General features: G+C 45.6%; 11 protein-coding genes and 1 tRNA gene. 7 read left to right on the top strand and 5 right to left on the bottom strand.

Annotation, left to right across the window (positions count from 1 at the left end; translation table 11 throughout):
- Positions 1-182: 182 nt before the first annotated feature.
- The 3 genes from ACP26N_RS02885 to ACP26N_RS02875 all read left to right on the top strand — a co-directional run bounded on the left by ACP26N_RS02885 (position 183) and on the right by ACP26N_RS02875 (position 3,444).
- The gene (locus ACP26N_RS02885) at positions 183-2,540 is read left to right on the top strand and encodes a YhgE/Pip family protein (RefSeq protein ID WP_426354742.1); all 2,358 of its coding nucleotides are present in this window, start codon (positions 183-185) and stop codon (positions 2,538-2,540) included.
- Positions 2,527-3,087: a TetR/AcrR family transcriptional regulator gene (locus ACP26N_RS02880; RefSeq protein WP_012369430.1), complete on the top strand. Its 561-nt coding sequence runs from the start codon at positions 2,527-2,529 to the stop codon at positions 3,085-3,087. Before ACP26N_RS02885 ends, ACP26N_RS02880 begins: the two co-directional genes overlap by 14 nt.
- Positions 3,088-3,165: 78 nt before the next feature.
- The gene (locus ACP26N_RS02875; RefSeq protein WP_131973649.1) at positions 3,166-3,444 is read left to right on the top strand and encodes a hypothetical protein; all 279 of its coding nucleotides are present in this window, start codon (positions 3,166-3,168) and stop codon (positions 3,442-3,444) included.
- A 52-nt stretch (positions 3,445-3,496) separates the two neighbouring features.
- Here the strand turns inward: ACP26N_RS02875 and ACP26N_RS02870 are convergent, their stop codons facing one another.
- A complete protein-coding gene (locus tag ACP26N_RS02870; protein WP_426354741.1) occupies positions 3,497-4,231 on the bottom strand; it encodes a metallophosphoesterase family protein in 735 nt (244 codons plus the stop codon).
- Between the two features lie 337 nt (positions 4,232-4,568).
- On the opposite strand from ACP26N_RS02870, the gene ACP26N_RS02865 reads away from it, so the two are divergent.
- Complete coding sequence (locus tag ACP26N_RS02865) at positions 4,569-5,591, top strand: PTS transporter subunit IIC (RefSeq protein ID WP_041261459.1); 1,023 nt, start codon at positions 4,569-4,571, stop codon at positions 5,589-5,591.
- A 92-nt stretch (positions 5,592-5,683) separates the two neighbouring features.
- Here the strand turns inward: ACP26N_RS02865 and ACP26N_RS02860 are convergent.
- A tRNA-Val gene (locus ACP26N_RS02860) sits at positions 5,684-5,756 on the bottom strand.
- Positions 5,757-5,932: 176 nt separating this feature from the next.
- Here ACP26N_RS02860 and ACP26N_RS02855 point away from each other — a divergent pair.
- Positions 5,933-9,046, top strand: coding sequence for an efflux RND transporter permease subunit (locus ACP26N_RS02855; RefSeq protein ID WP_426354739.1), 3,114 nt, complete (start codon positions 5,933-5,935; stop codon positions 9,044-9,046).
- A gap of 60 nt (positions 9,047-9,106) precedes the next feature.
- Here ACP26N_RS02855 and ACP26N_RS02850 read toward each other — a convergent pair.
- From ACP26N_RS02850 to ACP26N_RS02840, 3 genes are all read right to left on the bottom strand, one after another.
- Positions 9,107-10,455, bottom strand: a protein-coding gene (locus ACP26N_RS02850; RefSeq protein WP_426353953.1) for an IS3 family transposase whose coding sequence is annotated in 2 segments (ribosomal slippage) — positions 9,107-9,996 and positions 9,996-10,455 — 1,350 coding nt in all. Because the reading frame shifts where the segments join, the coding sequence is not laid out codon by codon here.
- A 77-nt stretch (positions 10,456-10,532) separates the two neighbouring features.
- A complete protein-coding gene (locus ACP26N_RS02845) occupies positions 10,533-11,009 on the bottom strand; it encodes a DUF456 domain-containing protein (RefSeq protein ID WP_131973652.1) in 477 nt (158 codons plus the stop codon).
- Positions 11,010-11,099: 90 nt separating this feature from the next.
- On the bottom strand, positions 11,100-11,912 hold the full coding sequence (locus tag ACP26N_RS02840) for a D-alanyl-D-alanine carboxypeptidase family protein (RefSeq protein ID WP_131504281.1): 813 nt from the start codon (positions 11,910-11,912) through the stop codon (positions 11,100-11,102).
- A 235-nt stretch (positions 11,913-12,147) separates the two neighbouring features.
- Here ACP26N_RS02840 and ACP26N_RS02835 point away from each other — a divergent pair, with 235 nt between their 5' ends.
- A complete protein-coding gene (locus ACP26N_RS02835) occupies positions 12,148-12,693 on the top strand; it encodes a methyltransferase family protein (protein ID WP_426354737.1) in 546 nt (181 codons plus the stop codon).
- Between the two features lie 22 nt (positions 12,694-12,715).
- A complete protein-coding gene (locus ACP26N_RS02830) occupies positions 12,716-14,200 on the top strand; it encodes a phytoene desaturase family protein (protein ID WP_131504283.1) in 1,485 nt (494 codons plus the stop codon).
- The last annotated feature ends 3 nt before the right edge of the window (positions 14,201-14,203 follow it).

Below are 14,203 nucleotides of genomic sequence, written 5' to 3'. Positions count from 1 at the left end.
GCACCCTTCCTTCATTGGTTGGGTGTTTTTTCGTCTGGAATGATTACAAAAGAGAAACAATTCTTTTTATCAGCAATTCATCGACTTAAGTAGTTGCTTTCCTTCATAAAAAGGCGTAAAGTAAATTTCATCAAAACCAGAAACTTAAATTAGTTTTTAGTTTCAAGAAGGAGATTTGATTTATGTTTCGCTCAGAATGGAAAAAACTAAAAAGCCCGATGATGATCATCGTGATTCTTGCACTTATCCTCGTCCCGTTTCTTTACAACTCGATTTTTTTATCTGCTTTTTGGGATCCGTATGGTAAGACAGAAAACATCAAGGTCGCAGTCGTCAATGAAGACAAGGCGACGAAGTTCGAAGGAGAAAAAATTGACATCGGAGATCAGTTCGTCAAAAAACTGAAAAAAAATGATGACTTTGACTGGCAGTATCTCTCACGCAAAGATGCGGCTAAAAAGCTTCGCGCCGGTGATATTTACATGACAGTCGTCATCCCGAAGAAGTTTTCTCATAATGCGACTACTTTACTCGACGATCACCCGAAAAAAATTGAGTTGGAGTATTATCTGAATCCAGCCAAAAACTATTCCGGTACGCAGATTTCCAGCGCTGCCGCTAAGCAATTGAACGAAAAAATCCGGAAATCCGTCACGAAACAATACAGCAGTGCGATTTTCGGATCCCTTAAAAAAATTGCCAATGGACTAGAAGATGCATCCGAAGGTTCCGCTAAACTTGAAGATGGCGCGAAGAAAACAACCGACGGCGCTAAAACACTGACGACTAACCTCGGAAAATTGACGAGTGGTACAAACGATTTGTCCACGAATTTAACGAAAGCGACTGACGGTTCTGCACAAATTTCAACCGGTCTTAATACGCTGAGCGAAGGGGCGCAGACACTGGCAGAAAAGTCCGGCCAGTTATCAGGTGGATTGAATGAACTGGATGCTAACAGTGGAAAACTGATTAAAGGATCAACGGACTTACAGGCCGGTTCCACTAAACTCCGTCAAGGTCTTGAGACAGCTTCTGCTGGAACGACCGAACTTCGTCAAGGTCTTGAGACGGCCTCTGCCGGAGCATCGAAGCTCGACAATAACCTTCCACAATTTACGGCTGGTCTTGATCAACTGAATGCCCGTGCTCAAGAAGCAAATGCTTCTCTAGTAGCCGTCAATGATGCTGCTGACACGTTAAAACAAGACTTGAGTACGCGTCGTGAAGCACTTGAAGCAAACGTGGCAAACATCAAAGCGGTCATCGCTTCGTCTGAGACATTAACAGAAGAAGAAAAAGCAGCATTATTGGCATCAATTGCGACGATGGAACAAAATGTTCAAAATTTAGCGCAACAAGAGACAGCACTTGATGCTAGTCTTGCGAAAGCCAATGATGCGACAGCAAAAATCAATCAGTTAGCTGTCGCCGGACAAGATATTGCATCTGCCGTTTCGAAACTTAATGGTGGATTAGGCCAGTTACTCGCAGGTTCAAAACGTTTGGAGCAAGGTCAAACACAACTGCTCGCCGGAGCAAAAACCTTAGAACAAGGTCAAAATACGCTCAATCAAGGCTTGACAACCTATACAGATGGTGTCCACAAAGCAGCTGCTGGTAGTACACAGTTGACCGCTGGTGCCAAAAAAATCGCAACTGGTGCCAACGACCTGAGCACTGCATCGGGTGATTTAACTTCAGGACTGGGTCAACTATCCGATGGTGCTGTCGCCCTTTCATCAGGTGCCGGTCAACTGACGGACGGTGCTTCCCGTCTAGCAGACGGGAACTCGAAACTCGCTGACGGCGCCAACACGCTGAAAACGGAACTGGGTAAAGGAGCGAAAGATGCTACTATCAAACCATCGAATGCCCGGGACAACATGCTCGCTGAGCCGGTCGTCCTAAAAGAACATGATTATTCAACCGTTAACAACTACGGATCAGGTCTTGCGGCTTACATCCTCAGCATCGCTTTATTTGCCGGTGCCTTGATGTTCTCTTCCGTTTACCAGATCCGTCCTGAACATGGTGAGACATTAACATGGCGGTTCCTCGTCGGAAAACTGTCCATCATCTTACCGATTGGTGCCTTACAAGGGATTGCGGCTTCCGTCGCCATCGTCTATGTTCTAGATGCTGATGTTGCAAGCACCCCTGCGCTGTATGGTTTCGCTGCCTTAACAGGGATGACGTTCATCACGTTGCTCTTTACGTTAACAATGCTCTTCGGTCGTGTCGGACAGTTCAGTGCCTTCTTACTTCTGCTGCTTCAAATCGGCGGCAGCGGCGGTACGTTCCCGGTCGAAATGACTCCAAGCTTCTTCCAAACGATTCACCGCTTCCTGCCGATGACGTATTCGGTCACAGGTTTCCGTGAGGCACTTGGAATCGGAGTTACCGATACACTCATCACAAACGGTCAGATTCTTGGTTTGATTCTGTTTTCTGCTCTCGCTATCAGCTTCGCTGGTGCATTAGGTGGAAAACGCATCTTACTCTCAACGAAAGCGAGAAAACGCCATGACACTGTCTGATAAAGAACATCTCATTTTAGATGCAGCGATGGCCTGCTTTTCGGAACTCGGATATAAAGGAACGACTATCGAACGGGTTGCCAAACGGGCTCATGTCGGAAAACCAACCGTCTATCAATTGTTTGAAAGTAAACTTGATTTGTTTGAATCCCTCGTCACACGCGTATTGCAGGAGATGAAGGCAGAAGCGGAAAACGCCTATACGACAACGGCTTCGGTCGAAGAAAATAAACAGGCGATGATCGATGCCATTGTCAATCATCAACAGCAGCATTTGTTTATCTTACAAATCACACAGGAAACCCAGACATTGAAACTTCAGGAGATGTCGGAGCTACGGATTCGAATCGAGCAGCATATCGTCGAATATATAAAGAATCTGCTTGAGACACGGTTGGAACTTGAAAAACGTTCTCCGGCAGTTCCGGTCGAAGTAACTGCGTTCTTACTGTTCAAGACGTATATTGCCTTGATTTCTGAATGGCCGCTGATTGGGAAACCGCTTGATTTAAAAACAATCAGTCAAGCGATGTTAAAATTGTTATAATGAAAACAGCCTCTCCATAAATTGAGAGGCTGTTTTTGCGTTATCGATTCTTACTCGTACCTGAATGGAGTGTTTTATTTGTCCCAGCTTTTACTGTCCAATTTTCTTTTCACGTTAGCTTTGCTGGTCTACGTCATTGTATCGCTCGTTGATATGTGGAAATCGTACACCCGCACCAGTTCCAAAACAGACTTTCTGTTTTTTATCCTGACGTTAATCACGATGTTCGTCGGATTTCTTTTATCCCCGTTCCTGTCGCTCGCTTTTCAGTGGAAACGAAGCCGGGCGAAGCGGATCATCGGGATTTTACTCATTGCCGTCCCTTTAGGTCTTTCTCTTTTAAGCCGCTTTTTATAAAAACATCGTTTTTCACTAAATGATCTGTACTTTTATAGCCGGATCGTTTTTTTCATGTTCTTCCTCCCAAAAAAAGTTTACGCAACAGTTCTTTTTCCGGCATCGGTGCCGCATTAAATGCTTCTAAGTACGGGCGGTCATCATACTTCACTTCAATGACATTCACCTTCCATTCTCCGCTGTTCTGTTCGACTAAGGCGAATGGTGCCACAGCTTCCGGCTGACAGCCGAGCGCCCCCGGGTTTAAGTACGTCACGCCCTCTGCCCGGATTACTTGTTTCGGATGATGGTGTCCAAAACAAATCAGGCTCGCCTGGTGTCCTTTAAACAGATTCGGCAAGGATTGTTCTGTTCCGTCAACCGCTTCCGCCAATGGTTCCTCTCCGATTGGTTTCTGTTCATCTAGATATGCATAATGTGTAAACAATGCTTCCTGTTCCGAAAATGTTTTTCGGACGGTTCTTGGGAGCTGCTCCAAAAAACGTTGATTATCCGGTGTTAACTGGTCGGCAATCCATTGATGATGGTTTTTCGCATGACGGTAACTATCAGGATATTTTTGACCGTGTATCAACGCCAGGACATTTTCGTCATGATTTCCGCTGATGGTCGTCATTTGTGGTATCGATCGTACAATTTCGATGACTTCATTCGTTTGTGGTCCGATACCAATCAAATCTCCGAGACAGAAAATTTCTGAGACATCTGTTTCTTCCGTTATTCTTTTTAAAACTGCTTTAAGTGCCGTTGCATTGCCGTGAATATCCGTAATGACTGCAAATTTCATGAAACCGCCTCCAATGTTCATCTTATGCCATTCTTACCTTTCCCCTGATTTTAAGTTCAAAAATCATGAAAAATAAATTGTCAGAAAATATTGATTATTCATCTTACTCATGTTAGGCTTAGAAAAATTCGTTGAGAGGGGAATCACTTTATGTATGTACACCAACTTGCTGGCCGACTGATTATTCTATGCTCGAGGGACTGAAACCTTTTCCGCTGATTTTCGGAATTGATTTTGGGCCCTCCTTTCGATGCATCGAATGAGGCGCCCGCAGGAATAATGGCGCCTATCCGATACCGGATAGGTTTTTTTAATGGCAAAACGAAATAGAGAGAGGATGAGTGAGTTGAAAGAATATGCGATGGATCGAATGGTGAAAGTATCTGCCGGGATGGCAAATGCAGTGTTAGTGACGTTAGGAGTAGGATTATTGATTGAGACGTTCGGAAACCTCTTACATATTGAAATGTTACTGACAATCGGCGGAGTCGCCAAAGTCTTACTCGCCCCCGCACTCGGAGCCGGAATTGCTTATCAGCTTGGCGGAAACACATTAGTCTTATTCAGTGCAATGATTGCTGCTACGATTGGCGGTGCCGCACTTCAGCCGACGGATGCCGGTCTTGTCCTCGTACCGGGGCAACCAATCAGTGCGTTACTCGCAGCTGCTGTGGCCGTCTTCGTCGGAAAACGAATGACAGGGAAAACAAAATTCGACATGATGGTCATCCCGGTCAGTGCTGTTCTCGCCGGCGGTTTTACAGGTCTTGGTGCCGCTGCCGTCACAACACCTCTCCTCACACGATTCAGCGCAATGGTTACTGCGTCCGTCGAGTCTTCACCGATTGCGACATCACTTGTTATTGCTCTTATCTTTAGTGTCTTATTGATGTCACCCGCTTCATCGGCTGCACTCGCAATCGCCCTTCAACTCGACCCGGTCGCCAGTGCCGCTGCTTTAATCGGTTGTTCGGCTCAGTTTGTCGGCTTTACATTGATGGCATATCGTCAAACGGATCCCGGCGGTTTGATCGCTTCGTTCTTCGTCACACCAAAGGTTCAGTTTCCGAATATCGTTAAAAATCCGCGCCTTGTCGTCGCACCCTTCCTGGCCGCGATGATTTCCGCACCCATCGCCACACTTGTTCTTTCACTTGAAGTTCCTTATGAACTTGCGGGTCTCGGATTAAATTCAATGATTGCCCCACTCAACATCTTCGTTAATCAGGGTTTTAATGCGTTCCTGATCTTTTTTGCAACCGGCGTCGTCCTTCCCGGTGTCTTGACGCTCGTCTTTTACCGCATGACGACGATGGCCGGTTGGACAAAGATGGGCGACCTTCGATTAGAAATTCAATAAGTGCTCACGTTGCTGTTCCCTCATATAATGAAGGAACAGCTTTTTTATACGAAAAAACTCCCGTTCATCGTGTGATGAACGGGAGTTCGGTATGATTCTGACTGGGCTCGAACCAGCGACCTCTACCCTGTCAAGGTAGCGCTCTCCCAGCTGAGCTACAGAATCATGATCGTGTGTCCTGGGTATATGTTTATTATAGCAACATATTGAAAACTGTAAAGACTTTTCTCTGATTTTTTCATTATATTTTTTTCTTTCTGCTCTACAGTTCAAAGTTGCAGGGTTTCGTTTCGTCCTCTACTATGTAAATAAGCACATATAAAATAAAGGAGGGGTAACTGTTGAATTTTTTAACAAGGTTTAGTTTAAAGAACTCTGTCGCTGTATTTATTATTGCCATTTTATTAGTTTTGGGCGGCGTATATTCGTTTTCTCAGCTTAAAGTGGATCAGTTTCCTGAAATTGAATTTCCTCAAATTTCAGTAGAAGCTGTGTATCCGGGCGCATCTCCGGATGATGTCGATAAACAGGTCGTCTCAAAACTCGAGACAGCATTGAAAGGAATCGAGGGCTCGACAAAAATCACGAGCTCTGCTTATGAAAGTATCGGGATCATCAATATCGAATTCCCATTTGATACCGATATGGACAAGGTCGAACAACAAATCGATGCTGCGATCCAGGATGCTAACCTTCCGGAAGAAGCAACAACGAAGTTGAACCGCTTCTCATTTGGATCGTTCCCGATCTACAACATTTCCTTCTTTAGTAAAGACGGAAAAGAGATTGAGTCCCTTCTAAAAAATGAAATCGAACCGGAACTGAATAAAATTCCGGGCATCAACAGTGTATCGGTTGGTGGCTACAAAGATGACTTGGTCCAAATTACTGTCGACAATAAAAAAGCGACAGCTGCCGGTTTATCTTTATCAAGCATTAAAGAACAAATCAATGCCAAGTATGTTTCCTTCCCGTCTGGTCAACTCGCAGAAGGTGATTCGAAGATTCCAATCCGTGTCGAAGAAAAACTGGAAAACTTGGATAAACTAAAAAATCTCCAACTCACGTCAAATGTTGTTTCAGGCGCTGCTTCCGGCAACCAGGGTCAACCTGCTCAATCAGGACCTCCCGCTGGTGCAACAGGTGCTACCGGTGTTCCGGCAGAAGAAACGCAACCAGCTGAACCGGTTCGTCTTTCAGACATTGCTACCATTGAAGCCGTCTCGAAGCAAAGTGAAAAAACACGTTATGATTTAAAAGATTCTCTCTCGATGGCCATCACAAAAAAACAAGACGCCAATACGGTTGAAATCGCTGACGGCGTCACAAAAATCTTAAACAAATATGATGACCAAATTGATTATACGATTGGCATTGATTCTGCGAAAGATATCGAAGAATCCGTCGCTACGCTTGTCAAAGAAGGATTACTCGGTGCCCTGTTCGCTTCACTGGCTGTCCTTCTGTTCCTAAGGAATATCCGGGCGACGATCATCGCAATCGTCTCGATTCCGCTGTCACTCTTGATTGCGGCCATCTTCTTGAACTGGCAGGATATTTCATTAAATATCATGACACTCGGTGGTATGGCAGTGGCTGTCGGTCGGGTTGTCGATGACAGTATCGTCGTCATTGAAAACATTTTCCGGCGGGTCCGTAAATCAGATGGCGGTATGACAAATGAAATCATCGAACAATCAACGAAAGAGATTTTAAAAGCTATCACGTCTTCGACGCTTACGACCGTCGTCGTCTTCTTGCCGATCGGCTTTGTCGGCGGTATCACAGGTAAATTCTTCTTACCGTTCGCGTTGACCATCATCTTCTCATTACTCGCTTCCCTGCTTGTCGCGATTACGATTGTACCGATCTTAGCGAAATTCGCCTTTAAAAAGGTACCAGCGGAAGAAAAAGAAGGTGTCTTACAACGTTGGTACGGCAAACTGATTGAAAAATCATTGTCACATAAAGCGATCATCTTAGTCGTTTCCTTCTTGTTACTCGGTGGTTCGCTTGCGATCGTACCGCAACTCGGCTTTACGTTCATTCCGAATGAAGCTTCAAAAACATTAACCGCTTCACTCGAACTTCCTGCTGCAACATCGCTTGAGAAAACGAGTGATGTTTCGCTCAACATGGAAAAAATGTTCGATCAGGAAAACGCCATTGCTGATGTCACGACATCCGTCGGAGCACGTGACTTCACGACCGGGTTACGACTCGATAACAAAGCCAGCTACTTCTTGAACTTAAAAGATGGAGCAGATGTCGAAAAAACGATCAAATCCCTTGAAACCAAAATGGATGATATCGCAAAAGAAGATGGTGTCGACGTCAAAATCAGCGTTGCCGAGTTGTCGACAGGGGGTCCACCATCCAATAATAATGTGGATGTTGATTTGTTCTCGACTGATTTAGAAGCGCTCCAAAAAGCAGCTAAACTGGTGGAAGACAATCTGAACAAAAACAACGATTTGAAATATGTTACGAATAACTTTAGCGAGAAACAAAAACAATTCCTCGTTGAAATTGATTCTGAAAAAGCCAGTGATCGTGGTTTATCCGGCTTCCAGATTCTTGGTACGGTCAACGACCAAACTAAACCGGTCACGGTCGGTACACTGAATCTCGATGACAAAGATCAGGACGTTCAATTGTCTTACAAGGAAGACTTAACGTCGAAAGCAGACCTTGAAAATGTCCAACTCTTCTCGGCTGCCGGTCCTGTCGCCTTAAAAGATGTCGCAACCGTCAATGAAGTCGATACGTTCACATCGATTCAAAAGCTGGACGGTAAAGTCTACGCTCGCGTTTCGGGTCAAGTCAAAGGCGATAACGTCCAAACGGTCTCAAGTGACGTCAAAGCTGCTGTCGAAAAAATCGATTTGCCGGACGGCGTTTCCTTAACAAGTGGCGGCGGAAATGATGACACGGTTGAAATCTTCCAATCTCTTGGAATCGCCATCGTCGTTGCCATCGGTCTCGTCTACTTGACGATGTTAATCACGTTCGGAAAAGCACGGATTCCGTTCATCATCTTATCATCGCTCATCTTCGTTCCGATCGGTTCGCTCGTTACGCTGTTCCTAGCTAACGAACCATTGTCTGTCAGTGTCATGATCGGATTCCTCATGTTGATCGGAATCGTCACGACCAACGCGATTGTGCTTGTTGACCGGATTGGTCAGAATATCACACGTGGACTTCCGATTCGGGAATCTTTGATTGAAGCCGGTAAGACACGACTTCGTCCAATCCTGATGACGGCATTCGCTACTATCATGGCGCTTGTCCCGCTCGCGCTGACAACGTCATCCGGTACCCTGATTTCAAAAGGTCTCGCCTTGACTGTCATCGGCGGATTGACGACGTCAACACTCTTGACGCTCATCATCGTCCCGGTCGTCTACGAACTCTTCTTCTTCAAAAAAGTAAAAAAAGAACGTCAATCTTAACCTAAAAAATCCTCCCCTCTTGATGAACTGAACCAAAAAAGTTAGACAATAAATAATTTGTCAGGCGACCTTGAGGACCTGAGTCCGGTATTCCACCGGGCTCAGGTTTTTTAGTCGTCTCTTGATACGACGATGGTTATAGTACTCGATGTAACGCTCGAGCTCACATTTGAAGTGGTCCATGTCATCGAACTCCTTGAGATACAGGAGCTCTGACTTGAGCACGGCGAAGAAGCTTTCGATGGCTGCGTTGTCGAGACAGTTGCCCTTACGGGACATGCTTTGCGTAATGCCGTGCTCGTGGAGCGTACCAGTGAACGCTCTATATTGATAATGCCACCCTTGATCGGAATGGAGGATTGGTCGGGCTTTCCCGTCGAGCTTCCCGATTGCCTTGTCTAACATTTCACCAACGAATCGATATGTAGGGCGGTCCGATAGGGTATAGGCAATGATCTCACGGTTTCCCAAGTCCATCATCGGCGACAGGTAGAGCTTCTCACCGAACAGGTGAAACTCAGTGACGTCAGTCACCCATTTCTGGTTCAGGCCGGTGGCCTTGAAGTCCCGTTGGAGAAGATTCGGTGCGACCTCTCCGACCCGTCCTTTATAGGAGCGGTATCGCTTCATGCGGACGAGACATTTGAGACCGAGCTCGTTCATGAGACGGCGCACGGTCTTCGGATCGTGCCGGAAGCCCTGGCGTTCGAGAAGTGCGTGGATGCGACGATAACCACATCGTCCCTCGTGTTCGTGGAAGAGGGTATGGATGGCTGCCTTCACCTCCGCATACTTGTCTTCGCCCGTCAGGCGCGTCCGCCAATAGTAATAGACGCTCCTGGCCATTCCGAGCACGCGGAGGAGTCCCGGAACGGGATAGATTGACCGCAATTCGTCGATTACTTGTGCCTTGATCCGGTTCGTCGCGCATTCTCTTCTTGAACCAAGGCTTTCAATTTTTTTAACGCAGCGTTCTCCATCTCGAGATACTCGATCCGATCTTTGAGCTTCTCGACTTCTGTCATCTCTTCAAAATCCTTCTTCTTGCGTCTCGTCATCGGGGCACGTCCTTTCGGTTTGGCGACCAGACCTGCGGTCCCTTCCCGTTCATACGTCGATCGCCATGTCGAAATCATCCCCGGGGAGGAAATTCGGTATTTTACGGCCGTCTCTCTATTGGACAGCTTATTGGTCGCCATGTCGTTTAATACCTCCAGTTTAAATGCCAGCGAGTGTGTTGTATAGGAAGGATCGAAGATCGTTTCCCCCCAGCGCTCATAGAGATGTGACCACTCACGGACCAGGTTATGCGTTATCCCGAATTCTTTCGCCACACCTCGGTATCCGTCTCGTCCTGTCAGATAACGCTCAGCGACCTGGACTTTAAACGCCTTTGTATATTTGACCATAAAAAACACCCCATAAAAGTTGGATTTTTATGTCCAACTTTTATGGGGCAGTTCATGATGAGGGAAGGATTTTTTGATTATTTTTCGAGCAATTCATCTGTCCGATCAATCGTTCCATTATGTTTCGCGACCAGTCCATCCAGTACGGATGGTTCGAATTCTTCCCCGATTGCAATGATTCCCGTCTTGCCGGGTGGAATCACACCAAGTGTCCGTTTGAATGTTTCTTGAACAGCTTGATTCTCTTTTAAGTCTTTCGATCCGCCAATCAGCATCCCGGTCATCGAACCTAATAAAATACCGAACGGTCCCCCGAGAATCCCGACTGCCATACCGATTAAAGAACCTTTAAAGGCTTTGTTGGATCCGCTCAAGTCGACGGCATCTTCAAAGGAAAAGGCTCCGCTTGCATTTCGTTTAATGACAGCGATCTGTTCAAAATCGACTTGACCATTCGCATGGTATTTCTTTAATTCACTGAATACCTGATACGAGGTCGCTTCTTCTTCAAATGTAAAGGTCATGATATGGTGCTTATCTTCTTTTTTCGCCACAACTTTCCACCTCTTTCGAAAAAGACAGACTGCTGCTGACGATGAGGAATACACCATTTATTTACCATTTAAAGCTTGAAGCGAAACCTGTTATGGCGTACTTGGTTTACCCGGTGCTAATTGATAATATTCTTCCATTGTCAATCCGGTCATTTTCAGCTGCGCCGCAAGCGTTGCTCCGACATAACGGTAATGCCAGCTTTCATATGTGTAGCCTGTCCATGATTCTTTTCCGAGCGGGTAACGGAGATGGAATCCGTAACGGTGTGCATTGGCAGCCAGCCATTTTGCTTCTTTTGTACTTGAAAAGCTGAACTTTGCATATTTTGATGAATCGGCGCCTCCGATATCAAAACCCAGTCCTGTTTGATGTTCACTTTTTCCCGGTTGGGCACTGTACGTGCTGGCTTTCTCAAACCCATCCCGTGCCACATATTTTTCAAATAAGGCTTTTTGATACGCGTACGAACGGTATGTACTGAATGCGACCAGCGTAATCTTTTCCGCTTTGGCAGCCCGTTTCATTTTTTCAAATGCGGCTCGCGCAACCGTACTTTCTCCCGGCGCATACGTCGAACGTAACGGAAGATTTGGATTAACGATTAATGTCTTGCCGATGCGTAATCCGCCGATTTGTTGATCCGTCAGTAAATATTTTGTACTGGCATACCCTGTCTGTGTTCCATAACGAACTTTCGACCATGTCCCAAGTCGGCTGATTTCATTGACATAGACAGTAGTCGGGATCACTGCGACGACCGCTTTCGTTGTCGAAGCTCCGCTTCGCAGATTGAGCGGTGTTTTCGCCTGGCGGTAACTGGATGCTTCTGCGGCCAGTGAAAAACTGACGAGTGAGAGGAGAATCGCCAGTAACCCGATCACCGTTTGCTTTATTTTTTTCATATCTCTTAAAACTCCTTTTTTCCAAAACAGGGTAATTAGTCTTTAATTTTAGAATAACATTCATTTCAAAACGCCACCATTTTTTGTACAGGTGTAATCAAAATGAATTAATTGCCCGGTTTCCGAAAGAGGTCATATGGTCAGATATGAGGATTGAACATTTGTTCTTTCGGGTAAACATTTCTTGTATGCGTTTTCTTTAAATAATGATTGGCATTAGTCAGGGGCGAATCTTATGACCATTTTAGACAAAGTGTTCATCGCCGTCTCTCTTCTTTGGTTGCTCGAATTGTTTCTGTTCCGAAACCGTAAGAAGGAACCTTCTCCGCTGGAAGAACGGCGAAGTTTTTATTGGATTTTAGCTACGTTAGTCGCCACCATTCTTTTTTCCATTCTCTTCAGTGGTTCAAAATCTTTTTCCTTCTATCGCGAAATCGGATTGCTTCTGTTAAGTGCAGGTGTCGCGCTACGGTACTGGGGAATCTATCATCTTAAGCATCAGTTCACCCGCCATGTCGCTGTCAATCCAGGTGATCAGCTTGTCAGCACGGGTCCTTATCGGTCCTTACGCCACCCTCTCTATACCGGTCTGTTTTTCATCACGTTAGGTTTCCCGTTATACTTCGGGAACTTACTTGTCACGTTATGCGCCGGCGTCCTGATGTTTCTCACCTTGCTTCACCGCATTCGAATCGAGGAGCGGATGTTGACAGAAGGATTTGGTCCTGCTTATACTGCCTGGGCCCGCAGAAGAAAACGTTTGATTCCGTTTATCTACTAAGACATAAGGAGATGTGATTTTTTTGAAGAAACAAGCAGTCGTCATTGGAGCAGGTTTAGCAGGTATGTCAGCCGCAATTCGTCTCGCTGGGGACGGTTATGAAGTCACGATGCTTGAACAAAACGGAAACGTTGGCGGTAAATTAAATCAACGCAGTGGTCAAGGATTTACGTTTGATACCGGCCCCTCGATCTTGACGATGCCTTGGGTACTCGAGCAATTATTTACGAGCGTTCACCGTCGACTCGACGACTATCTAGAAATCGAGCGGATCGAACCGCAATGGCGGACTTTCTTTGAAGACGGTACACAACTTGACGTCAAAGGCGATCTTCCAGGTATGTTGGAAGAATTTAAAAAAGTCTCCGACCAAGCTGACTTCGTCGAATTGTTCAGCTATTCCAAAAAAATGTATGACCTGTGTTTGGACAGTTTCTATAAATACAGTCTCGAAGATTTGAAGGACTTAAAAAAATACCATACGATGTCTGAATTACTTAAAATGGATCCACTCAATACAGTAGCAAGCGGTACAAAAAAACATTTGAACAACAAATACCTGGAGCAACTGTTTAACTATATGGTCATGTATGTCGGATCCAACCCATATGAAGCTCCTGCTGTCTTCAATCAAATGATTTATGTTCAGATGGGTCTCGGCATCTATTATGTCAAAGGTGGTATGTACAATATCGCCCGTGCCATGAAGACGGTGCTTGACGAACTCCGGGTGACCATTCACGTCAACACACCTGTCGAACGTGTCGTCACAGAAGGCAAGCGTGCAATCGGCGTGGAAACGACAGACGGTACATTTTATCCGGCTGATGTCGTCGTCTCGAACCTTGAGGTCATTCCGACCTATCAACATCTCATTTCAGAGAAAAAAGGACCAAAACATGCTAAAAAATTAAATCAGTCATTCGTGCCTTCCGTTTCCGGTCTTGTTCTGTTACTTGGGGTTAACCGTGAATACAAAGACTTGAAACACCATAACTTCTTCTTCTCTGATGATCCGGAACGGGAATTTGCCCAAATGTTCAAGGATGGTGTTCCGCCAGAAGATCCAACGATTTATGTCGGTGTTTCTTCTAAATCCGATGCGTCACAGGCTCCTGAAGGAAAAGATAATTTGTTCGTCTTGACACACGTGCCACCACTGACGAAACAAGATGGAAAAACCGATTGGGATGCGTACCGTGAAGTCGTCCTCGATAAATTGGAACGGATGGGACTGACTGATTTACGCGAATCGATTGAATTTGAATACCGCTTTACACCAGAAGACTTGAAATCCCTATATGGTCCGAACGGTGGCTCGATTTATGGTGTGGCAGCCGATCGGAAAAAGAACGGTGGATTTAAGATTCCATCGAAGAGTGATCTCTACGAAGGTCTCTATTTCGTCGGTGGTTCCACACATCCAGGTGGTGGTGTCCCGATGGTCACCTTATCAGGTCAGCTGACAGCTGATTTAATCCAAAAACATGAAAAGGTAAAAGCATAATCA

Source organism: Exiguobacterium sp. R-39 (assembly GCF_049942815.1).
Taxonomy (GTDB): Bacteria; Bacillota; Bacilli; order Exiguobacteriales; family Exiguobacteriaceae; genus Exiguobacterium_A.
Note: the sequence above shows the minus strand (reverse complement) of the source record. Positions and strands in the feature narration are given on the sequence as shown.